We start from the raw sequence: 23,434 nt of genomic DNA on the forward strand, positions 1-23,434 counted from the left end.
CTTTGACAATGAATTAGTCATACAGACAGTAATTCGATATGGTCATATTGACAATGGTTGTTTTTTTAATTCTTTAAAATCAATAGCTTATGATTTGGCACGGGGCTTGCTATATCCGGTATAGAACATCATTTCGATACCGAGGTAGGGACATGTCAATTCACGTCAAGAGCAACATTCATTGGGTCGGTCAGCGCGATTGGGAGGTGCGTGACTTTCATGGCACAGAATACAAAACCCTCAAAGGTACCAGTTACAACAGCTACCTGATCCGTGAAGAAAAGACTGTGCTGATTGATACGGTTGATCACAAATTCAGCCGTGAGTTCATACAGAACCTGGCTGCGGAAATCGACCTGAACACGCTGGACTATATCGTCATCAATCATGCGGAAGAGGACCATGCAGGGGCGCTGACAGAGTTGATGTCGCTGATCCCGAATACGCCGATCTATTGCACCGCCAATGGCGTGGACTCGATCAATGGTCATCACCATCATCCAGAGTGGGATTTCCACGTAGTACATACCGGCGACACCCTGGATATCGGCAATGGCAAACAGCTGGTTTTCGTGGAAACTCCGATGCTCCATTGGCCGGACAGCATGATGACGTATATGACCGGCGATGCCGTACTGTTCAGTAATGACGCCTTTGGCCAACATTACTGCGACGAACACCTGTTTAATGATGAAGTGGATCAAAACGAACTGTTCGAACAGTGCCAACGCTACTATGCCAATATCCTCACTCCATTCAGTCGCCTGGTCATTCCGAAGATTACCGAGATCCTCGGTTTCAATCTGCCGGTAGATATGATTGCCACCGCTCATGGTGTGGTGTGGCGTGATAATCCGACGCAGATTGTGCACCGCTATCTAGAATGGGCGGCGGACTATCAGGAGGACCGCATCACACTGTTCTACGACACCATGTCCAACAACACCCGCATGATGGCCAATGCCATCGCACAAGGCATTCACGAAGTTGATCCGGGTGTGGCGGTGAAGATTTATAACGTCGCGCGCCACGACAAGAATGAGATTCTGACCAACGTGTTCCGCTCAAAAGGTGTTCTGGTGGGCTCGTCCACCATGAACAACGTAATGATGCCGAAAGTCGCCGCCATGCTGGAGGAAATAACCGGTCTGCGTTTTCGCAACAAAAAGGCTTCGGCGTTTGGTAGTTTCGGCTGGAATGGTGGGGCGGTAGACCGTATCCAGACGCGCTTGATGGACGCTGGTTTTGAAACCACGTTGGCGCTCAAAGCCAAGTGGCGGCCAGATAGTGACTCGCTGGAGGTTTGCCGAGCTCATGGTCGCGAAATCGCTCGCCAATGGGCGCTGCATCCATTGACGGACGTACAACCCGCACGACCTGCAGCAGCTGCAACTTCCCGGACAGTGACAATCGCGGACAGCGGCCCGCGTATGCAGTGCAGTGTCTGCCAATGGATTTACGACCCTGCGATAGGGGAGCCCATGCAGGAGGTGCAGGCCGGTACGGCCTGGTGTGATGTGCCTGATAGCTTCCTGTGCCCCGAATGTTCACTGGGAAAATCGGTATTCGATGAGCTGGTTTCGGAGGCGAAATGAACAAGGATATCGTCATTGTGGGCTCCGGCTTCGCGGCTCGCCAGGTGGTCAAGAACTTGCGCAAGCTCGATGGAGCGGTGCCCATTCGATTGATCGCTGCAGACAGTTGCGATGAGTACAACAAGCCCGACCTGAGTCACGTCATCAGTCTCAATCAGACAGCGGACGATATGACTCGCCAGTCTGCGGCAGAGTTTGCCGAGATGTATCGGTTGACCCTGAATTCGTGCTGCCAGCTAACTGCAATTGATCGCGAAAACAAGCGCATTAGCGCCGGCAATGAGGTATTCAGTTACGACAAACTGATTCTTGCCACGGGTGCGAAAGCCATAGTTCCACCGATTCCCGGGCGGGAGTGGATGGTGACTCTGAACAGTCAGCAGGAATACCGTGATGCACAACATGCACTGAAAGCTGCACAGCGCGTACTGATCCTGGGGGCCGGCTTGATTGGCAGTGAACTGGCCATGGATGTCAATCGTGCCGGAAAGCAGGTGGTACTGATGGATAAGTCCTGCAGCCTGCTGGCATCGTTGCTTCCTGTTGAGGTGAGTAGCCGCCTGCAGCACCGGTTATGCCAGATGGGTGTGGAAATGGTGTTTAACCAGGCTTTGGTATCCATTGAAAAGAGCAACGATAGCCTGTTGGCGACTTTGTCCAATGGCCGGCACATCGCCACCGATGTGATCATTGCCTCAATTGGGTTGAAACCTGATATGACGTTAGCGGCGCAGGCTGGCTTACGGGTGGATCATGGCATTGAAGTTGATGAACGCATGTGCACCTCTGACCCACACATATTTGCCGTTGGCGATTGCGCGCAAATCCAGGGCAAGCTACAGCCGTTTCTGCAACCCATTCAGTTAAGCGCCATGACCCTGGCGCGTAATGTGCTGGGTGGCAATGAGGAAGTAAAGTTCCCGGCGATGCTGGTGAAGGTCAAGACTCCGGAAATGCCGCTGCACCTGGCCGGAGAAACCAGCCGTAAGGACTTGCAATGGCAGATCAGCCTTGAGTCACAGGGGCTGCTAGCCAGAGGTCTGGACATGGCAGGGCAGCTACGGGCGTTCGTCGTCAGTGAAGACCAAATGAAGCAGGCCTTTACATTGCTGCGTCAACTCGCGTTGTAAATCAAACAGGCAGAGCTCAACCGGATCGCCCAATCGGGCTGGGTGTTGTTCTGCCTGGATTCAGTTTCGACGCGGCGTCACCGTGGCCTGGCGGAAGTTGCGCAGGCCACGGTATCGAGCAGCTTGCTTGATGCGCCCCTAGCCAGCGCTGATGTTGCCACAGAAAAGAGGTCGGCTGCCGTCTGCCGGGCTGGTGCGAACGAGCAAGGCATAGTCACCCTTGGTCAGTTCGCTCAGCGCCACCGGTGCCTGGGCCCAATGCTGGGTTCGCGGGGCCAGCGATGGATAGTCGACGCTGTTGGCCTGACGGGTCTTGTACGCCGGTTGTGCGCCTAGCTGCTGGCACGAGCCAGCGTAGATAGCGGTGTCCAGGCGGCTAGATACGGCCATGTCGTGGGGGACACCACCGACGGTGAGCCAGATGCTGGTTTGGTTGCCCACCGGGCTGAGGGTGGCTCGAGCGATATGCTCTGCGTTGTGCGGGGTAGCATCCAGGGGGACATCGACAATCTCGGATTTGCTCGCGCAACCTGAAATTGCCCCTGCGGCCACTACCAACGCCAGCCAAGATGTTCTGTTCATCACAGATCTCCTGATTTGAGGTGCGTTGATTTCATCCCCCCTGTGAAGTCTAGTGGCCTGCTCCGGGCGCGGGATCCAGCTGATGGATGGTCGTCGGCAGAACTTGTTCTCGACGGGTGGACGGGCCGACAAAGTGGAGGCTGATTTCAAATAAGCATGTCAGTCTGCGTACTGGTTTAACTCTCGCAACCGCTGATCAGATATAGACTGCGGTGCAGCAAACGCGATTAACCGCACTCAAGTTGGTGGGTGCGGCCATCGGGAGACTGCATGCAATGCGGGCCGCACCAATACGCGGCTCAGATCCGGTACGCGGACGCCTTGCAGCTGCTTTTTGCTTTGTGCAGCAAACGGCCAGTCAGTTGATCGGCTGAGAAGTGATCCTCCACTGGGCATCCAGCGGGCCGATCATCTCCAGCAGCCGCTTGTAACCGGTCTGGAGGATGCGCCACTCGCCCTGCACCTTGACGTAGCGATCCTCGTAGATCGCGCTGCCGTTCAGCAGGGTCTGCGCATCAAGGTTGATGAACAGGTCGTTGAGGTACCAGAGGCCAGTGGCTTCATCACCGTTGACCACAATTTCCGGGGTGTGGCCGTTGTGCATGCCGAAACGGCGGTTGGTGAAGCTGGTGCGGTAGAACTCGATGGCCTCCTCCAGTCCGTTGAGTTCTAGCTGGTAGGTCGGGCTGTCAAAGCTGATCTTCACTTCGGGCGCGAGGATGCTGCGCAGTAGTTCGAGGTTGCAGGTATCGATACCACGAAAATAGCGGGCCTTGAGCTGTTTGATCTGCTCGATGGCAACGAGATCCAGCATGATAGAAATCTCCAGGGGAAGGGCGATGGCCGGACTGGCATCGTGTGAGCGATGGAAAGAGGCGACATCTCTGTCGCCTTGAAGTGTTTAGCAGGGCAGAAAGTGGCCGCCGTTGACGTCCAGTTGCGCGCCGGTAATGGCCTTGGCGTAATCGCTGGCCAGATACAGGGCGGCCATGGCGCAGTCGCCGTCTTCAGGGATTTTGCGTAGCGGAATCTGTTGGGCGATCTGGTCGACCAGCGACTCCATCGTGACGCCCAGGCGCTTGGCTTCGCTCTCGAAGTAGCCGATCACCGGCGCGCCCCACATCCAGCCCATGAAGGTGGAGTTGACGCGGATGCCGAACGGGCCGAGATCCTGGGCCAGGTACTGCACGGCGGTTTTCAACGCGCCTTTGGAGACGGCATAGCCGGATTCCAGCTGGTTGGGGGTGCGGGTGGCCATGGTGTTGATCATGACGATGCTGCCCGACTTCTGTTTCTTCATCTGCGGCAGCACGGCCTGGGTCATGTGCATGGTGCCGAACAGGTTGACGTCCATCGCCTTGCGCCAGTCGTCCATTGACGACTCGGAGGAACTGCCCCAGGCGCCATGGGCGTAGGCGGAGTTGATCAATACGTCGATCCGGCCGAAGTGCTCGATCGTCAGGTCGGCGAGCGTCTGGCACTGTTCGGCTTGGGCAATGTCGGTGGGGACTTTCAGGACCGGGGTGCTGTAGCCGGCGTCGCGGATGGCCTTTTCAGCCTGGTCCAGCTTGGCGGTGGTGCGGGTGGCCAACACCACGGCCTTCGCCTGGTACTCCGCGGCACGCACGGCCAGCTTGATGCCCAGGCCAGGACCGATACCGGAAATGATCACAACTTTATCTTTTAGCAACATGGCAATTACCTTCTTGTTTTTAGGGTGGGGAATGGGCCGCTCAGACGCCGCTGGCGTGCAGTTCTTCGGCGCGGCGTTTCAGATCCAGGGCCATCTGGTCGAAGCCGATTTTTACCCAGGCACCGTGTTCACGCATGATCGTGTCCTGGTTCAGGCCCAGGAAAATATCAGTGGTGAAATAGCTGCAGCGGTTGGCATCGATGGCCTTGATGTACTGATCGCGGCGGGCGGCGTCCATGTTTTCCGGGACGGGGCGCTGCTCCCAGGACAACAGTTGCTCGGGGTCGCAGGCCACGAGGTATTCGAAGACCGGAACGGTCTCGCCGGTATCGGGGGTCAGTACCTGCATATGCACCTCGTCGCCGATCTGCAGGCCGCACTGAATGCTCGGACAGAAGCTGTTCCACTGGTGGTAATTGTCCAGATCAATGAGCACTTCCCAGACAACCCGGGCGGGGGCATTAATTTCCACCGTGTGGGAGGTCACTATGTTTTCGGCTCTGGCCATGACTGTCTCCTGTTGTGCATTCAGTTGATGGGCCTGGAGGTGATCTGCAGTTGTTCACTCAATGGCTGGACGGTCTCGAGCAGGGTTTCGTAGCCCGTCTCGGCGATCATCCAGTGCCCGCCGCGCTTGATATAGCGATCCTGATAGATCGCGCTGCCATGCATGTGGGTGTTTTCCTCGAGGTTGATGAACACGTAGCTCAGGTACCAGAGGGCCGTGGCCTGGTCGCCATCGACTTCAATTTCCGGGGTGTGACCGTTGTGGGTGGCCAGGCGGGTCTTGGTGAACGAGGTGCGGTAGAAGTCCAGCGCATCGCCCAGGCCGTTGACGTGGAACTCGTAGGCAGGGCTCTTGAACGCCAGGGCGACGTCTTCGGTGAGCATGCCCTGGAGCATCTCGATGTTGCAGGTGTCGATGGCGCGGAAATAGCGCGCCTTGAGCTGTTTGATCAGCTCGATTGCTTCCAGGTCCAACATATGAAGCCTCCTTGGGGCCACTCAGGCACTGAGCTGGTATTCGCTGGTTTGGATGCAGTCGATCTGCTCGAAGTCGATAAACTTGCTGGTCGATTCGTACATGGCCTGCTGGCGCTGCGCGCATTTGTCCGGGTCACCCAGGGCGGCGAAGAAACCTTGCGGATTGCCGATGGCCTCGGGTGGGAAGTTTTCTTCGACGATGGCGTGCAGCACCGGCGCACCGAAGGAAAGCGCCCGTACCACAGTGTTCTGCCGGTAGCCGAAGATCGATTGCAGTGGATAGGCATTAGGCCCGTGCCCGTTGCGCCAGGCGTCGTGCCATTGCTCGTAGCTCAACCGGTGGGGCTTGTGCAGCAGTGCCACCTGATTCATGCCGGGTGTGCGCTGGCCGACCGGCACCCGGTATTGCGCTGCGCGGGCCTGGCGCTCCTCGGGGTAGGGTTCGGATTCCACCACCAGATAAGCCTCCAGGCGGCTGGTCAACGGCGCCACGAGCGCCTTGATGGCGGGCCATTGCGAGGCACTGTCCAGCCACAACGAGAGCAGCCCGTCCAAGGGCACGGCGCTATTGGTGATGCGCTGTGCGGACGCGGCGGCCACCGCCTCATCGACCACCATGACGCGGATGTTTTTTGCACCGGCGCCAGCCAGTTCGTCCCGTAGGCCGAGCAAGTCCGCACGCCATTGCTCGGCGCCGGGTTGTGTCGGCTTCCACAAGGTCAACATGATTTTTTCCATGATTGCTCCAACCTGCGTTCAGTGATTGATGCTCAGATGACGGGCGCGATATTCGCTGTAGTCCTGGATCATCTGCGCCTCGTTCAGACCGAAGCGCTCCAGGCTGTAGTCGTGGCTGGCGCGTTTTTCCCGGCTGTTTTGCGACAGCCAGACCTGCGCGTCGGCGCGGGCCTTGTCGGTAAACGGCAGATTGGCAAAGGCGTAAACCCTTTCCAGCACTTGCAGCGGCTGGGTCACGGTGTCGGCGAAGTGGATATCGAGAAAGCGCCCGGCCGCGTGCTGTTGGCGAACCTGCATGGTGTGACGGATGCCACGCGCCATTCGGTTGTTCCACTGCTCGCCAGCGGCTTTCGGGTCCGGGTTGTCGCTGTACATCTGCCACAGGGTGTGGGCCATGCTGGCCATCGACGGGATGGTCTGGGCCGGTTCGCGGTGGGTCAAAATCACCTGCGCCTTCGGGAAGACATCCAGCAGCAGATCCAGGGTGTGAAGGTGTTGGGGCGCTTTGAGCAGCCAGCGCTGGCCCGCCGGTTCATCCCGTTGTTTTTTCTGCCACTGCAGGAACTGCAGCATTTTTTTCAACTGGGTGTAGACCGGCCGCTGGTCTTGCTGATCCAGCCAGCGGGTGTAGCTGGGCACATTGACGTAGGCGTCCATGGCACACATGAACGAGTGCTCCATGAGCATGAACTCTTCGTCGCAGAGCATGGCGTCCAGCGGGTGGATCGCGAGGATCTGCGGAATGACTTCGGCCATCAGATCGACCTCGGCCTTGGCCTGGGCGATACGCTTGGCCGGCACGGCCAGGGTTTCGTCCGGCAGCGGTGCCGGAAAGCGGGTTTCCCACCAGGCAGCGCAGTAGAAGCGCGGGTCAACCGCCAGCGTGCGCTGAAGCATGGTGGTGCCGGTGCGCGGCAGCCCCACGATGACCAACGGATCGTCGATCGGTATCTCGGTTATTTCCGGATAACGGCTCAGGTAGTCCTCCATGACCAGGCGGTTGACCAGTTGCCCCACCAGCCTTTCCTCCAGCAAATAAAGGCCGGACGGAGACAGCTCGGCTTCGGCGGCCAAGGCAGTCAGTAGCGCCTGTAACGACTCGCGATAGTTGTCATCGCCAAAATGGCTCAAGCCGTTGGTGCGCGCGACGGCGCGGGCCAACAGTTTTTCGACGGTCAGATCTTCAATTCGGGTGTTTGCGTTCATACGGCCTCCGCGACGGTAGACACGTTTACAACGCGAGTGGTGGGGTGGCATTGCTCCTGGGCGCCGACCCAGCGCAGGCAGAGAGTGCCTTGGCGTACGCCGGCGGTTTGCAGCCAGTTGCTCACCCCAGGGTCCAGCTCGCTGAGTACCAGGGTCACGCCACCGTTGTCGTCGTATCGGGCCTGGTGCTTGTTGAAGCAGATTTGGTGGTAGCGGTAGTCCAGCGATTCCATCCAGTAGTTGTTGATCTGCAAGTTCCAGAAGTCGCAGTCCGGCACTTTATCGATGTGGATGACCAACGCCTCGTCCTCGGCCAGCGCCCAGTGCGAGTGGTAGTAGAAAATGTTCGGGTCGCCGCCCACTGACTGGCAGAGGGCCTGGTTGGCCGGCGGCAGCTGATTGCTATGCGGCAGATAGCTTTGGCTCCAGTCGGCGAACAGCCTGGCGGTGTTCTCCACGAAGCTCGATACCCGCGCCAGGCCCTGCTGGAAAGTCGCCGGATCAAGAGCCTGCGGCTTGCTGTCGGTGCCGATGCGCTCAATGCTCAGCTTGGCCGGCACTTCGCTGCGACGGTCAAGAAACGTCTGGCGTACGATCAAGGCGTTGGTGGCGCCTTCCATTTTCAGCCAGTTGCCCGGTTGCGGCTCGCGGCTGAGGATGATTTCGAAGTTGCCCCGGGCATCGACCTGTAACTGGCTGGCATCGATGAAACCGGTCTGGATCAGGGTGCCGTCGGTTTCATAACCACCTTTCTGGGTACCAAAGCTCAGGTAGGGGACACTGCCGCGCTGGCCTTTGATGCGGTACTCCAGCGTGCCGTCCAGGCGCGAGTACTCGTAGAGATTGTCCGGGTTGTCGGCACCGATCTTCGCGGTCTCGTGGGAGGTCTTGAAGAAGCTGGGAAAGGCCGGGTCGGCAAATTCGATGTGCATCTCCAGGCCGATGCGCAGCAGGCGCGTGAGGTAGCGGAAGCCTTCGGCGCGGGTGGCTGCATCGGCGGGTGCTTCCGGGCGCAGAATCTGCTCGCCGCAGCGCTTGAGGTGATCACAAAACGTGGCCCAGGTCTGGCCACTCAACAGCTGTTGTTCGTCAATAGAGCTGATTGTCATTGTTAGACTCTCTTGATTAGGCGAACCCGGATCGTGAGCGCCCCCGCAGAGGCGCTCGAACCAGATTCATCGGCCCATAACAGGGGCACGGTTAAATGCCCGGCGAACCGGGCGCCGGGGCTAGAGTTCCTTACCGATGAAGCCGCGCTCGGTCAGCACCTCGATGATCCGATCCACTGCTCCCTCCGGCGTCAGCTTGCTGGTCTGGATATGGATGTCCGGCTTGCTCGGCACCTCATAAGGCGAGTCGATGCCGGTGAAGTTTTTCAACTCGCCGCGGCGGACTTTCTTGTACAGGCCCTTGGGGTCGCGCTCTTCGGCCACGGCCAGCGGCGTGTCGACGAAGATCTCGATGAACTCGCCTTCCTGCAGCAGCCCACGCGCCATCTCGCGCTCGGAACGGAACGGCGAGATGAAGGCTGTCAACACGATCATCCCGGCATCCACGAACAACTTGGACACCTCGGCCACCCGGCGGATGTTCTCTACCCGGTCGGCATCAGTGAAGCCCAGGTCGCGGTTCAAGCCGTGACGCACGTTGTCGCCGTCGAGCAAGTAGGTATGGCGGCCGCGGGCGTACAGTCGGGTTTCCAGCAGGTTGGCGATGGCCGATTTGCCGGCGCCCGACAAACCGGTGAACCACAGCAGCACCGGCTGCTGGCCCATCTGTTCGGCGCGTGCCTTCTTGTTCACATCCACGTGCTGCATATGGATGTTCTGCGAACGGCGCAGGGAGAACTCGATCAGGCCTGCGCCGACGGTGGCGTTGGTCAGACGGTCGATGAGGATGAAGCTGCCGGTTTCCCGGTTGTTCTTGTAGGGATCGAAAGCGATCGGCTGGCTGGTGAACAGGTTGCACACGCCGATCTCGTTCAACGCCAGTTCCTTGGCCGCCAAGTGCTCCATGGTGTTGACGTTGATCTTGTACTTGGGCACCGCCAACGTGACCGACAGTGTCTTGCCGCCAATCTTCATCAAGTAAGGACGACCGGCGAGCATGGCCTGTTCGTGCATCCAGATCAGGCTGACCTGGAACTGGTCGGCCACGCTGGCCGGGTCTTCTGCGGTGGACAGTACATCGCCACGGCTGCAATCGACTTCGTCGGTCAGGGTCAGGGTGATGGACTGCCCAGCCACGGCTTGTTGCAGGTCACCATCGAGGGTAACGATGCGGGAGATTCGACTCTCTTGCCCGGCCGGCAACACACGTACGCGGTCACCGGGATGAATCACGCCGCTGGCGATGGTGCCAGTGAAGCCACGGAAATCCAGGTTGGGGCGGTTGACCCACTGCACGGGCATGCGGAACGACAGTTTCTGCTGGTGCGCCTCGTCGATCTCGACAGTTTCCAGGTAGCCCATCAGCGTGGTACCGCGGTACCAAGGCATGTGCTCGCTCTGCTCAGTAATGTTTTCACCTCGCAGCGCGGACATCGGGATGGCGGTGAAATCCTGCAGATTGATCTGCTTGGCGAAGGCGCGATAGTCATCGACGATGGCGTTGAAGACTTTCTCCGAGTAGTCCATCAGGTCCATCTTGTTGACGGCCAATACCACCTTGCGAATGCCGAGCAGCGAGGCCAGATAGCTGTGACGCCTGGATTGGGTCAGCACGCCGCGTCGGGCGTCGATCATCACCACGGCCACGTCCGCCGTGGAGGCGCCGGTCACCATGTTACGGGTGTACTGCTCATGACCGGGGGTGTCGGCAACGATGAATTTGCGCAGGTCAGTGGAGAAAAAACGGTAGGCCACATCGATGGTGATGCCTTGTTCGCGCTCGGCGGCCAAGCCATCCACCAACAGGGCGAAGTCCAGATCGCCACCCTGGGTGCCGTCTTTTTTCGAGTCGGCCTCCAGCGCTTCCATCTGGTCTTCGAAGAGCATTTTCGAATCGTAGAGCAGGCGTCCGATCAGGGTGCTCTTGCCATCGTCCACGCTGCCGCAGGTAATGAAGCGCAGCAGACTCTTGTGCTCGTGGGCCTTGAGGTATTGCCCGATATCCTCGGCAATCAGGTCAGATACGTGTGCCATTAGAAATACCCCTCTTGTTTTTTCTTCTCCATCGATGCGGACGAGTCGTGGTCGATCATTCGCCCCTGACGCTCGGACGTGCGGGTCAGCAGCATTTCCTGAATGATCTTGGGCAGGGTGTCGGCATCGGACTCGACGGCACCGGTGAGCGGGTAGCAACCCAAGGTGCGGAAGCGCACGTTGCGAATCATCGGCACTTCACCCGGGTTGAGTGGCATGCGTGCGTCATCGACCATGATCAGCATCCCGTCACGCTCGACCACCGGGCGCGGCGCGGCGAAGTACAGCGGTACGATCGGGATGTTTTCCAGGTAGATGTATTGCCAGATGTCCAGCTCGGTCCAGTTGGACAGAGGGAATACGCGGATCGACTCGCCCTTGTGTTTACGCGTGTTGTACAGGTGCCAGAGCTCCGGACGCTGGTTCTTCGGGTCCCAGCGGTGCTGGTCGGAGCGGAAGGAAAAAATCCGTTCCTTGGCCCGCGATTTTTCCTCGTCGCGACGTGCGCCGCCGAAGGCCGCGTCGAAGCCGTAATGATCCAGCGCCTGCTTCAGCCCCTCGGTCTTCATGATGTCGGTGTGGATCTGCGATCCGTGCTTGAACGGGCTGATGCCCATTTCAATGCCTTCGGGGTTGGTGTGGGTCAGCAGGTCCACGTTCAGCTTGGCCACCATCTGATCGCGGAAGCGATACATCTCCTGGAACTTCCAGGTGGTGTCGACATGCAGCAAAGGGAAGGGCGGCTTGGCCGGGTAGAAGGCCTTCATCGCCAGGTGCAGCATGACCGCGCTGTCCTTGCCGATGGAGTAGAGCATGACCGGGTTGTCGGATTCGGCGACAACCTCGCGCATTGCCTGGATGCTTTCGGCTTCCAGTCGTTGCAGGTGGGTAAGCGTCATAGATTTTCCTCTCGCTTTTTGTTGTTGTCGTTTATCAACGTACAACTGCTGCGATTCGGACTTATGCGCGACTTGATGTTTTAACATCAGGCGCAACATCTGCAGCATGGGGTCGCGGGGCAGGGTGGTGGCGACCGCGGCTGGTGCGTTGCCTGGCACATCGTCATGGATGACGCGCGCGGCTTGCTGACTGATCTGGGTCGCCAGTTCGCGGGCACCGCTGAGCATTGCGCTGGCTTCGGGCAGATGAAACAGATGCAGCCGCTCAGCGCGTTCGCCCGCCCAGGTGATGAAGGTCGCGGCGCGTTGCCAGTGCATGCCCGAGAGCAAGGCAAACACTTTGCGTTCGGCCGAGCGATACAGGCGGTCGAAGAACGCTTCCAGGTGGGGGGCGCGCAACCCGTCTTCATAAGGCAGCCAGAGCACCTTGCCGCGATTGCTGACCGCGCGCAGTACCCCGTAACTGAGCTTGCCCTGATCGTTACGGGCACCGTAGTCATCGATCCAGTGGATCTCGCCGTTCTGCGTACGGGCCTGCTCGAGAATGTCCCGGTAGGTGCTGCGGTACCAGCGCTGCACCGCCAGCGAAGCATTCGCGACACGCTTGGCCGGGCGCTCGGCATTGAGCTGCCAGCGTTGCAAATAATGCGCGGCGGTGCGTTCTGGCAAGTCGATATCGTGCAGGCGCTTGACCAGTGCCTGCATCGCTTCCAGTTGCCAGAGCAGGAACGGTAACTGGTGCCGTTCCGGCGGCGTGCTGACCAACAATTGGTAGATGTTCTGTTCCTGCTCGGCAGAGAGACTGCGGCCTTCACCTTGCTTGCGCCCGCGTTCGCGTACGGGCACGGCATTCCAGCCACCGGCTTGCCACGCCTTGTAGGCAGAGATGATCGTCGGCGATGAGAGTCCTGTGTCCTGGCTGATGGCTTTGAGCGTGCTGCCGGCGATGCGCAACTGCACGGCGCGCAGGCGAAGTCTGTTGATCTGTGGAACGGATAACTGATTGCCGTGGGACACAGGAACTCCTGTTAAACATCCATTTGCTGAGTGGCGGTGGTGTGGATGTCTGTACTGTTCCCGGATCCGGAAAACGGCGCATAGGCCGAATGGACCATACGAAGAACAAAAACAGGAGAATTCCCATGAACGAGTCAATGACTGTTCTGCTTGAAGACGTCATCAGTATTGTTCGCGCAGCGGGCGAACTGGTGTTGGAGGTGTACCGCTCGGATTTCGAGGTGCGCGGGAAAGTCGATGCCTCACCGGTGACCGAGGCTGACGAGCGTGCCGAGACTTTGATTTTGCAGGCCTTGGCGACACGCACGCCGCAGATTCCGGTGATTTCCGAAGAGGCCGCCGCTGCCGGCCAGGTGCCCGAGGTGGGCCAGCGTTTCTGGCTGGTGGACCCGCTGGACGGGACCAAGGAGTTCATCAATCGCAATGGCGAGTTCACCGTCAATATCGCCCTGATCGATAACGGTGAGCCGGTGCTTGGGGTGGTTCTCGCGCCCGCGCTGGAGCGACTGTTCGCCGGTGCCCGTGGTTGCGGCGCCTTTATCGAACAGGCTGGAAAGCGCCAGGCAATTCACTGTCGAACGGTGTCGGAACATGGACTGGATGTGGTCGCCAGCCGCTCCCATGGCGATGCCGAGGCGTTGGATAAATTCCTCGACGGGCGCAAGGTGCGCTCACTGAAAAGCGCTGGCTCATCGCTGAAAATTTGTCTGGTGGCTGCGGGCGAAGCGGACCTTTATCCGCGCCTGGGGCGCACCATGGAGTGGGATATCGCCGCGGGTCATGCGGTACTGGCCGCCGCCGGTGGGCAGATCTTCACTCTGGCCGGTGATGCGCTGGGTTATGGCAAGCCCGGCCTGGACAACCCGCATTTCTACGCTCGCGGGCTATAGATCCTACCCGGTATCAGCTTGCGTACGGGCCGCTTCCAGAGAGGGAGGCAGGCCCTCTGTGGTTTAAAGATTGGCGATGTGGTGGGTGATTCGAGCTTCGGCAGCCATCAGCGCCGCCAGCGACCCACTTGACCACTGGTTAGTCGAATGTGGAGGGACGCAGGCAACCGACAGCCATTTAGCCATGGCGCTGTTGCTGTGTACCGCACGCCAGGTTCTCGCCGCCGATGCGACTGTTCAGGCGATGCTGGACTTGGCATAGCCTGAAGCTGTAGGGCACCTCATGAGGTTACGAGACGGTCGCTGCGTGACGATAGGCCGTTCTGGACGCATGATTCGCCGTGCGTACCAGCAACAGCACCGCGCCAAGCACCGGCAGGTTCACCAGCAATAGCGCATAACGCAGCGACTCCTGGCCAAACAGCGGTAGCAGCATGTCGCTGAACAACCCGGTGATCAGCGGGCCGACGCCGACCCCGAGCAGCGTACTGACGATGGTTTGCAGGGCCATGGCACTGCCACGCCGAGCCGGCGGCACCAGTTGGGTGACGAGGTTGAAGGACGGCGCGACCCACCACACGGCAAAGAAGGCATAGAGCGCGCACCAGAGCATTGCGCTGGGGATGGGTACATCACCGACGCGGATCAGCACGGCGTCGGACCAGAGCAGATAGGGAATCAGCGCGGAGAGGGCCGTCAGATGGCCCAGCACGGGGATGGAAATCTGCCAGTGCGGGTGGCGGCGGCTCAGGCGGTCACTTAACCAACCACTGAACAGGCCACCGATCCCGGCGCAGGTGCCGCAGATGACTCCGGCCAGCAACCCGGCGTGTTGCAGTGACAAGCCGTGGGAGCGCACCAGGAAACTGGTGTTCCACATGCCGACGGCGTAGGCGCTGAGCGTGGTCAGGCCGCCGGCGAGGATCAGGCAACGGTAGGCCGGCGACGCCCAGAGCTGGCGTGCTTCGGCACCCATGCCCAACAGTGGAGATGGCGAGTGAGCGTGGGGCAATAGGTCCCAACGGCCCCGTTGCGGGTCGCGCACGACAAAGGCCAGGAGGGCACTGAACACCAGCGCGGGAACGCCAAGGGCAATAAACCCGCTGCGCCAGCCATAGTGCTCCACTACCCAGGCCCCGATGCTCAAACCGATGATCGAGGAAAAGGTCGGGGCAGAGGTAAAGCAACTGATAGCGAATGAGCGCCGTTGCGGGGGATAGAGGTCAGCGATCACTGACAGCGAAGCCGAGGTGGTCGGCGACTCACTGACCGCCACCAGCATCCGCGCAAAGGCCAGCGCCAGGAAGCTTCCGGCCAGCCCGCAGGCCATGGTCGCCACGGCCCAGAGCAGGCACGACATGGCCAGCAGGCGTGTACGCGGCATGCGGTCCACCAGCCGTCCCGCCGGCAACCCCATGAGCGCATACACCGCCGCGAATGCCAGGCCGGAGATCAACCCCATGGCGGTGTCGCTGACGCCGAACTCGGCTTTGATCGGCTCGATCATCACCGCGAGTATTTGTCGCCCGACGAAGTTGTCGGCGAAGACCATGGCCAGCAGCAACAGCAAACCGTGGCTACCCCAACCGACCCTGGCTGGCGGCAGCGTGCCCGGGACCACGGTCATCGCGGTGCCCAGAGATCAGGCAAGCCGGGGTCACTCACGACAATCAGGCGTTTGAGCAAGACCTTCAATGCTTGTGCGTCAGCGGTGCCGAGCTTGGCCGAGAGGTCCTCTTCCACGGCCTTGGCCAGCGCCAGTTGATGCAGTGAAATCTCCCGGCCCTGGGCCGTGAGGACAAACCGCAGCGACTCGGCCGAGCCCTCGATCGCCACCAGGCGCTGGTGTTCGAGAAAACGCATGCTCGCCAATGTGACTTCGCGGCCGGTGTAAGCCACGAAGGTATTGATTTCCTCAAGGCTCAGGTTGTCTCGGATGCACAATATCGACAGGATAAAAAACGCCCATTCGTCCAGTTGCTGATTACTCAGCATCTGCCGCAGCGTATTGAGCACCTGATAATGGCCGCGCCCCAACAGGTAACCGAGCAAGTCCTCGGTATAACTGCACTCAGGGGGCGGCGGCGTGGTGGCCAGACGCAGTTCATTGCGCGGCTTGCGGGTCGCAAGGGCATACTGGCCGCTCTGGAACGCCAGCGGCGCACGGTCGCTGTGATCGAAGGCGAGGACTTCACCGACAAAAATCACGTGGTCGCCGCCTTCATACTGGAACGCGGTGCGGCATTGGAAACGCGCCGTGCAGTCTTGCAGCAGCGGCGCCTCGCTGACGCCATTGTCCAGCTTGATTTCAGAAAACTTGTTCTCGCCCTGGGTGGCGAAACGTCCTGACAGGGTTTCCTGTTCGGTGGACAACACGTGGACGTTCCAGTGTTTGCCGCTGGTGAAGACCGGCAAGCTGCGGGCCTGCTTGGACAGGCTCCAGAGCACCAGCGGCGGATTGAGCGACACCGAGTTGAAACTGTTGGCCGTGATCCCCACGGGTGAGCCGTCTTCGGTCTGGGTGGTGATGATGGTGACCCCGGTGGTAAAGGTGCCGAGCGCGGCACGAAAAGCCTGGGGATCGAAACTGACGTTTTGCATTGCCATGACTGGCCTCATGGGGTGGGATTTTCGTAGGGCCAGTATTGGTCGCAACACGCTGTTTAACATCGTCTCAATGGACTAACAGATTTGCTCGATCCTCGTCCGATCGGACGAGGCGTCGCGAGGGGGGCACGGCTAGGGTGGCGGCAAGCGCATCGGGCGCTTCCCGGCCATGGGGCCAGTACCAGCAAGGGGACACGAATGAGTTCAGTCACATCATCCGTCCAAGGGCTTACCAGCCTGTTATCCCGGCAAAAAAGCGCATTCGCCAGCGCCGGTGCGGTGAGCGCCGACACCCGCCGACGTCGACTCCAGCAAGTCATCGATCTATTGGTCCGCCACCATGGCGCGTTGACCGAGGCGATCGACCTGGATTTCGGCGGTCGGCCTGCCGGTTTCTCTTTGATGAATGACGTGCTGGGCGCCCTGGCCTCACTCAAATATGCGCGAGACCATCTGCATGACTGGATGCAGGATGATCCGCGTGCGCCTTTCGCGCCTTACGACCAGCTCGGCGCCAAGGCGTGGGTGATGTACCAACCCAAGGGCACGGTGGGCATTCTCGGCACCTGGAACGCGCCTTTGTTTACCCTGTTCAGCCCCTTGGCCTCGGTTCTGGCCGCGGGCAACCGGGCCATCCTCAAGCCGTCGGACGTGGTGCCACGGACGGCCGAACTGGTGGCGCAGCTGTTCGCTGAACACCTCGACCCGCTGGAGATCGCTGTCGTCACCGGCGACGTGGAATTGGCCGAAGCCTTCAGCGCTCAGCCGTTTGACCACCTGGTATACACCGGCAGTACTGCGACGGGGCGGCTGGTCATGCGCAACGCCGCACAGAACCTGGTGCCGGTGACGCTGGAGTTGGGAGGCAAGTCGCCGGTCATCGTCACCAGTAGCGCCGACCTCAAAAAAACCGCTTTCAGTATCGCCGTGGGGAAAGCCTGCAATGGCGGGCAGATCTGCATCAATCCGGATCTGGTGTATGTGCCCAAGGCGCTGCTTGAACCCTTCCTTGAGGCACTGCGCGCAACCTACAGCGAACTCAATCCTTCGGTGGCCGGCAACCCGGATGTGGTGGCGGTGGTCAACCAGCGGCACCTGGACCGGGTCGAAGGTTACGTGCTTGATGCCCAGGCCCGTGGCGCACGCGTCGAGTGCCTGCCCGAACCCCTGGCGCTGAATGCCCAGGACCGGCGCCGGCCCCTGCGCGTGGTGGTCGAACCGGCGCCGGACAGTGTGATCATGCGCGAAGAAATCTTCGGCCCCGCCATGGTCGTACTCACCTATGAAGACCTCGACCAGGTCATTGACGATATCAATGGTCGTCCACGCCCGCTGGCGCTGTATTACTTCGGCAAAGACCCCCAAGAGCAGCGCTACGTGCTGGAGCACACCGTGTCCGGCGGGGTGACCGTCAACGATGTGATGATGCATGCGGCGATGCACGATGCGCCGTTTGGCGGCGTCGGCGCCTCGGGCATGGGCCATTACCACGGCCATGATGGATTTCTCGAGTTCAGTCACCAGCGCACGGTGTTCAAGGCCCCGGAGCATGACCCGCGCCGCGAATGGGGGCTCTTGCCGCCGTATGGCGAGCACTTCCTGGCGGCCATGCTGGCCAGCGTGACTGCCGACTGACCGAGAGCGGGGCGCATCCCGCGCCCCGTCAGTTGCACGAGATAAGCCATTGTTTATGTTCAAGACAATCACTATCGCTCAGCGCTTGTGGCTATGGGCGCTGCTGGCCACATTGTTGTTTGTACTGGCGGTCGGTTTTGGCGCGTATGGCTTGCAGCAGGCGCGCGACAGCCTGCGGGCTATCAACGAGGACAATCTGGCGACGCTGCTGATGTTTGGCGAGGTCCAGCATCGGCTCGATGAGAGTCGGCGCCAGGTCTTGCTCGCCATCCAACAGGACCCCGAAGGTCCGTTGGTGGCGGCGTTCGACCGCCCCGTCGAAGCAACCCTGAGCGTAATCGAGACAAACAATCGGGTGCTTGACGAGCTCTGGGCGCAGTACCGTCAGCGTTCCCTGACCAGCGAAGAACAACAGGCGGGCGACGCATTCGCCGAGCATTACCAGGCATGGAAGGACGAGTTGGACATCCTCCTCGAAACGTTTCGTGCCGGGGATTTTCGGCTGCCAGGTATTCTTTCATTCCTGCGCATGGCCGAGCCGCAAGGCGATGCTGCCGTGCTTGAGCTGGGCAAGTTGCAAGCGTTCCAGCAGGCCGCGGCCGAGCAAGCGTATGAGGCGGCGCAACAGCGCTATCGCTCGACGGTGCTGGCATACCTGGCGCTGGCCGTGGTGGGCGTACTCGCGGGCAGCCTTACTGCGTTTTCCACCTTGATCCGGCTCAAGCGCGCCTTTGCCCAGGCTGGCGCCAGCGTGCGCGCCATCGCCAGTGGTGACTTGTCGCAACCCATTGTGGTCAAGGGCCATGACGAGTTCGCGCAGATGCTCGGCGACATCGCGGCGATGCGCGATAGCCTGCACGGGCTGATCTCACAAATGCGCACGCTGGTACGGCGAGTCAGTTTCGAGGCCGCGCACATGGCTGAATCGGCGGAACTGGCCTCGTTGGCCACCCAACAGCAGGCGGATGCGGTGCGCGGCATTTCCAGTGCAGTCGAACACCTGTCGGGATCGATCGGCGAAGTGGAAAACCATGTCAGGATGTCGCGCAGCATCACTCAACACTCGGCGGGGCGCTCGGGCAAGAGTGAGGGGTTTATCCGCGACATGGCCCAGGAGATGAACCGCATCAGCGATGTGATCAGCGATACCGCCGTGCATATACGCGAGCTGGAAGGCTTCTCCGACGAGATCAGCCACGTGCTCAATGTCATTCGCAGCATTGCCGAGCAAACCAATCTGCTGGCCCTGAACGCGGCCATCGAGGCGGCGCGGGCAGGCGAACAGGGTCGCGGGTTTGCCGTGGTCGCGGACGAAGTCCGTATGTTGGCTCAGCGTACCGCCAGTTCGATTGGTGAGATCGACCTTACCGTGCAACGCATTCAGGAAGGCACCCAGGCCGTGGTCGACGGCATGGGACGGGTGGTCAGCCGCGTGCGCGACGGGGTCAGTCTGGCGCATGAGGCCGGTGACTCCGTGGCGCAGATTCGCAGTGGCACCGATGACGTGATCCGTAGCGTGGATACCATTGCCACGGTGATCACCGAGCAGGTGCGTGTGACACGGGAAATGGTCGCGCGGGTCGAGAGTGTCTCGGCGGGCACCGGCGCGCTGTCGGCCAACGCCGGTCGCAGTGCCGTCGCCGCGTCTGACCTGGAGCAACTGGCGCGGGCGCTGGATCAGTTGTCGGCCCGCTTCAATGTGGTTTGAATGCCCGGCCGGGATCAAGGCTGGCGGGGCAATCGCTGAGACATAAAGCCGTTCAAATTACCCTCATAACAATAATCGACAGGGCGCGACAATCACTATGAAAACCAACGAACAGCAACCGATTACTGCCTCGACAACCACCTTGTCCAACGCGCCGGAGACCGGCTGGCCCCGGCGCAGCGTGCTCAAGGCCGGCGTCCTGGCTGCGGGCGTCGGGCTCCTGGGGCGCTTTGCCGATGCCCGTGCAGCGGGGCTGTCGGCCAGTGATTACCAGGGGCTGGACGCCTGGGCCATGAGTCAGGCAATCCGCAACGGCGAGCTGCAATCCGAAGACCTGCTGGCGGCGGCGCTGGCTCGCTGCCAAGCGGTCAATCCCCGGGTCAAGGCGGTGAACATGCTGCACGAGGCCTACGCCCGCGCGCTTCTGTCCCGGCGCCGCTCCGCCGGCACCGAAACCCAGGGCACGCTGGCCGGCGTGCCGGTGTTGATCAAAGACCTCAATACCTACCTGCAAGGCACCTCGACCAGCAATGGTTGCCGGCTTTTCAAGGACGCCCCACCAGCGGCCCGGACCAGCACCCTGATCACCCGCTACGAGCAGGCCGGGGCAGTGCCTTTTGGCAAGACGACCTGTCCCGAGTTCGGCTTGACCACCACTACCGAATCGTTGCTCTGGGGGCAGACGCGTAACCCGTGGAACCTGGCCATGAGCGCCGGTGGTTCCTCAGGCGGCGCGGCGGCGGCCGTGGCGGCCGGGATCGTGCCCGTGGCCCATGCCACCGACGGTGGCGGCTCGATCCGCATTCCCGCCTCGTATTGCGGTCTGGTGGGTCTCAAGCCCAGCCGTTATCGCACTCCGAGCGGGCCGGCGCATTTCGAAGGCTGGTTTGGTGCCAGCGTCGGCAATGTGGTCTCGCGCACGGTGCGCGATACCGCGCTGTTTCTCGATGCCGGCCAGGGCCATGAGGCGGGCAGTGCCTACTGGATCCCGCCGCTGCTACGGTCGTATGTCGAAGAATTGCAGCGCGAGCCGGGCAAGTTGCGCGTCGCCGTGGTTCGCCAGTCATTGACCGGCGCGGCGCTGGAACCGGCGATTGCAGCCACGCTGGAGCAGACCATCAAGCAATTGTCGGGATTGGGGCATGAAGTCGAAGAGCTGACGCTGAACATCGATCCACGCCAACTGTTTGGTGCCCATGGCGCGGTGATCGGCACCGCATTGCGTACTGCAATTCACGACCGCGAGCAGGTGTTGGGGCGGGCCGCCACGGCGCAGGATCTGGAGAAAATCACCTTGGTCAACCTGGAGCGCGCCCAGGCCACCACGGGTGAAGACCTGTATCGCGCCCGTCAGTCATTCGAAAGTATTGGCGCAACCATGGAGCAGCCGTTCGAACGCTTCGACGTGATCCTGTCGCCGGTCACCGCCAACCTGACGCCGCAGCTGGGCCTGCTGACGCTGGACCAGCCGTGGGACAGCTATGCCCATCATGCAATGGGCAGCGCCGGCTTCACCGTGTTGGCCAACGTCAGCGGGCAACCGGCCATTTCTCTGCCGCTGGGCCAAAGCGACAACGGTTTGCCGGTGGGCATGATGTTCACTGCCCGTCTGGGCGGCGAAGACGGGCTGCTGCGCCTGGCCAGCCAACTGGAGCAGGATCGTCCCTGGGCCGCCAGGCGCGCCGTCCTCTGAGCAAACGCAGACTAATTGTGGCGAGGGAGCAAGCGCCCTCGCCACAAAAACCTCCCTCGCCACAGGCAGTGGCGCGTTCCTAGTCCGCTTTGACGATGAGCCCGGCCAGTGCAGCCCCGATCATGGGCTGCACTCCGCCAGCATTCGCGCAGCGTCGTCGGCGGTTATTTCTGACCTCAGCTAATGGCATAACAACAATGACGGCTCAAGTTCAGTCTCAGACCCACTACGATGTGATTGTCGTTGGTTCGGGCGCAGGTGCAATGACGTCGGCGGTGTTCCTCGCCGACCAGGGTTTCAGCGTGCTGGTCGTGGAAAAGAGCGACAAGTACGGCGGCACCTCGGCGATCTCCGGCGGCGGTATCTGGATCCCTAACAACCACTATTTCGCCCAGCTGAACGGCAACGACAATTACGACACGGCCTTGCGTTATCTGAAGGCAGCGGCAGGCGAACATGTCGATGAAACCCGACTGCGCTCCTATCTGGACAATGCACCGAAGATGATCGAGGAACTGGCCCGGACCAGCCGCGTGCGCTACGCGGTGGCTGCCAAATACCCCGATTATTACCCGCACCTGCCGGGTGCTTTGCCGGGCGGCAGAACCCTGGATCCGGAGTTCTTCGACACCAGCCTGTTGGGTGACGAACTGGACAACCTGCGCAAACCGTCGCCCTCGACCCTGCTCATGGGGTGCATTGCCTGGACCGCCCGCGATGCGCACAAGGTCATGGCGCGCAGTTTTGGCTGGCGCTTGCTGATCATGGGCCTGATGCTGCGTTACAAACTCGATTTCAAATGGCGCCGCAAAAGCAAGATCGACCGCCGAGCGTCCCTGGGCAGCTCACTGGTGGCGTCGCTACGACGCTCGCTGATGGACCGCAACGTGCCGCTGTGGCTCAACACCGATTTTTCCGGATTGCTCACCGAAGGCGGGCGAGTCAACGGCGTGACCGTGCGGCGTGGCGGTGCCGAGGTGCAATTGCACGCGCGTCACGGGGTAATTCTGGCGTCCGGTGGTTTTGAACAGAACCAGGCGCTGCGTGAAAAATACCTGCCGCAACCGACCCGCATGGGCTGGAGCGCAACGCCGCCGGGGAACAACACCGGCGCGGCGCTGGAGGCCGGGCTGGCGCAGGGTGCAGCCACCGCCTTAATGGATTGGGCCTGGTGGGCACCGACCATTGCCGTACCGGGCGAGGAAAAGCCCCGGGGGATTTTTGCCGAGCGTGCGTTCCCTGGCGCTATCGTGGTCAACAGCCTGGGTCAGCGTTTCGTCAACGAGGCCGCGCCGTACCTGGAGTTCGTCGATGCCATGTACCGCGACAACGGCCTCACCGGCGGTAAGTCGGTACCGGCCTGGGTGATTTTCGACGGGCATTTCCGCTTCAACTATGCGATGGGGCCGTTGATGCCGGCCCAGATCATGCCTGATAGCCGCTTGCGCAAGGAATGGTTGAACACCCTGTATTGGAAGGACGACTCTTTGGCCGGGCTGGCCAAGCAGATCGGCGTCGATGCCATCGGTCTTGAAGCCACCGTGGTCAAGGTCAACGACTATGCGCGCACGGGTAAGGATTCGGACTTCGGGCGCGGCGGCAATGTGTTCGACCGTTACTACGGCGACAGCAACATCAAGCCCAACCCGTGCCTGGCGCCATTGCGCAAGGGCCCGTATTACGCCATGCGCCTGGATGCCGGAGACATCGGTACCAAGGGTGGTCTGTTGACCAACGAACATGCGCAGGTGGTCCGCGAGGACGGCGCTCCCATCGCCGGCCTGTATGCGATCGGCAACTGTTCGGCATCGGTGATGGGCACCAGCTATCCGGGCGCAGGCGGCACGTTGGGGCCGGCGATGACCTTCGCCTATGTCGCCGCCAACCACCTGGCCCGCCAGCGATAGGAGGTTG

At 60.8% G+C, this 23,434-nt stretch carries 19 protein-coding genes; 7 read left to right on the plus strand and 12 right to left on the minus strand.

Annotated elements, in window-relative coordinates:
• Positions 1-152: 152 nt before the first annotated feature.
• Entirely contained in the window at positions 153-1,595 is a 1,443-nt protein-coding gene (norV, locus tag AC3IUA_RS08710) for an anaerobic nitric oxide reductase flavorubredoxin (protein WP_489360052.1), read from the plus strand.
• Complete coding sequence (gene norW / locus AC3IUA_RS08715) at positions 1,592-2,725, plus strand: NADH:flavorubredoxin reductase NorW (RefSeq protein ID WP_489360053.1); 1,134 nt, start codon at positions 1,592-1,594, stop codon at positions 2,723-2,725. Before norV ends, norW begins: the two co-directional genes overlap by 4 nt.
• A 138-nt stretch (positions 2,726-2,863) precedes the next feature.
• Here norW and AC3IUA_RS08720 read toward each other — a convergent pair whose 3' ends face one another.
• From AC3IUA_RS08720 to cysD, 10 genes are all read right to left on the minus strand, one after another.
• Positions 2,864-3,307, minus strand: a complete 444-nt coding sequence (locus AC3IUA_RS08720) for a hypothetical protein (protein ID WP_489360054.1) — start codon at positions 3,305-3,307, stop codon at positions 2,864-2,866.
• A 358-nt stretch (positions 3,308-3,665) separates the two neighbouring features.
• Positions 3,666-4,121 carry a nuclear transport factor 2 family protein gene (locus tag AC3IUA_RS08725; RefSeq protein ID WP_489360056.1) on the minus strand — a complete coding sequence of 152 codons (456 nt, stop codon included), beginning with the start codon at positions 4,119-4,121 and terminating at the stop codon, positions 3,666-3,668.
• Between the two features lie 87 nt (positions 4,122-4,208).
• A complete protein-coding gene (locus AC3IUA_RS08730; protein ID WP_489360057.1) occupies positions 4,209-5,000 on the minus strand; it encodes an SDR family oxidoreductase in 792 nt (263 codons plus the stop codon).
• A 40-nt stretch (positions 5,001-5,040) separates the two neighbouring features.
• A complete protein-coding gene (locus AC3IUA_RS08735) occupies positions 5,041-5,508 on the minus strand; it encodes an SRPBCC domain-containing protein (protein ID WP_489360059.1) in 468 nt (155 codons plus the stop codon).
• Between the two features lie 20 nt (positions 5,509-5,528).
• Positions 5,529-5,984 (minus strand): nuclear transport factor 2 family protein, encoded by a 456-nt coding sequence (locus AC3IUA_RS08740; RefSeq protein ID WP_489360060.1) that lies wholly within the window; start codon positions 5,982-5,984, stop codon positions 5,529-5,531.
• Between the two features lie 21 nt (positions 5,985-6,005).
• Positions 6,006-6,722, minus strand: coding sequence for an EthD domain-containing protein (locus tag AC3IUA_RS08745; RefSeq protein ID WP_489360062.1), 717 nt, complete (start codon positions 6,720-6,722; stop codon positions 6,006-6,008).
• Positions 6,723-6,740: 18 nt separating this feature from the next.
• Positions 6,741-7,928: a sulfotransferase family protein gene (locus tag AC3IUA_RS08750; protein WP_489360063.1), complete on the minus strand. Its 1,188-nt coding sequence runs from the start codon at positions 7,926-7,928 to the stop codon at positions 6,741-6,743.
• The gene (locus AC3IUA_RS08755) at positions 7,925-9,037 is read right to left on the minus strand and encodes a DUF1214 domain-containing protein (protein WP_489360065.1); all 1,113 of its coding nucleotides are present in this window, start codon (positions 9,035-9,037) and stop codon (positions 7,925-7,927) included. Before AC3IUA_RS08755 ends, AC3IUA_RS08750 begins: the two co-directional genes overlap by 4 nt.
• A gap of 120 nt (positions 9,038-9,157) precedes the next feature.
• On the minus strand, positions 9,158-11,071 hold the full coding sequence (gene cysN / locus AC3IUA_RS08760; protein ID WP_489360066.1) for a sulfate adenylyltransferase subunit CysN: 1,914 nt from the start codon (positions 11,069-11,071) through the stop codon (positions 9,158-9,160).
• Positions 11,071-12,675 carry a sulfate adenylyltransferase subunit CysD gene (gene cysD, locus AC3IUA_RS08765; RefSeq protein WP_489362279.1) on the minus strand — a complete coding sequence of 535 codons (1,605 nt, stop codon included), beginning with the start codon at positions 12,673-12,675 and terminating at the stop codon, positions 11,071-11,073. Before cysD ends, cysN begins: the two co-directional genes overlap by 1 nt.
• A gap of 437 nt (positions 12,676-13,112) precedes the next feature.
• Between cysD and cysQ the strand changes: the two genes are divergently transcribed.
• On the plus strand, positions 13,113-13,877 hold the full coding sequence (gene cysQ / locus AC3IUA_RS08770) for a 3'(2'),5'-bisphosphate nucleotidase CysQ (RefSeq protein ID WP_489360068.1): 765 nt from the start codon (positions 13,113-13,115) through the stop codon (positions 13,875-13,877).
• Between the two features lie 289 nt (positions 13,878-14,166).
• Here cysQ and AC3IUA_RS08775 read toward each other — a convergent pair whose 3' ends face one another.
• Together AC3IUA_RS08775 and AC3IUA_RS08780 are read right to left on the minus strand one after the other, a co-directional pair.
• The gene (locus AC3IUA_RS08775; protein WP_489360069.1) at positions 14,167-15,504 is read right to left on the minus strand and encodes a spinster family MFS transporter; all 1,338 of its coding nucleotides are present in this window, start codon (positions 15,502-15,504) and stop codon (positions 14,167-14,169) included.
• Positions 15,501-16,484, minus strand: a complete 984-nt coding sequence (locus tag AC3IUA_RS08780; RefSeq protein ID WP_489360071.1) for a flavin reductase — start codon at positions 16,482-16,484, stop codon at positions 15,501-15,503. The genes AC3IUA_RS08775 and AC3IUA_RS08780 overlap by 4 nt, the downstream gene beginning before the upstream one ends.
• Positions 16,485-16,682: 198 nt before the next feature.
• Here AC3IUA_RS08780 and AC3IUA_RS08785 point away from each other — a divergent pair, with 198 nt between their 5' ends.
• From AC3IUA_RS08785 to AC3IUA_RS08800, 4 genes are all read left to right on the plus strand, one after another.
• Positions 16,683-18,119, plus strand: a complete 1,437-nt coding sequence (locus AC3IUA_RS08785; RefSeq protein WP_489360073.1) for a coniferyl aldehyde dehydrogenase — start codon at positions 16,683-16,685, stop codon at positions 18,117-18,119.
• A 55-nt stretch (positions 18,120-18,174) separates the two neighbouring features.
• Positions 18,175-19,827, plus strand: a complete 1,653-nt coding sequence (locus AC3IUA_RS08790; protein ID WP_489360074.1) for a methyl-accepting chemotaxis protein — start codon at positions 18,175-18,177, stop codon at positions 19,825-19,827.
• 97 nt (positions 19,828-19,924) lie between these two features.
• Positions 19,925-21,520 (plus strand): amidase, encoded by a 1,596-nt coding sequence (locus AC3IUA_RS08795; protein ID WP_489360076.1) that lies wholly within the window; start codon positions 19,925-19,927, stop codon positions 21,518-21,520.
• A 197-nt stretch (positions 21,521-21,717) separates the two neighbouring features.
• Entirely contained in the window at positions 21,718-23,427 is a 1,710-nt protein-coding gene (locus AC3IUA_RS08800) for an FAD-dependent oxidoreductase (protein WP_489360078.1), read from the plus strand.
• The last annotated feature ends 7 nt before the right edge of the window (positions 23,428-23,434 follow it).

It is taken from the genome of Pseudomonas sp. KH_050 (genome assembly GCF_057838875.1).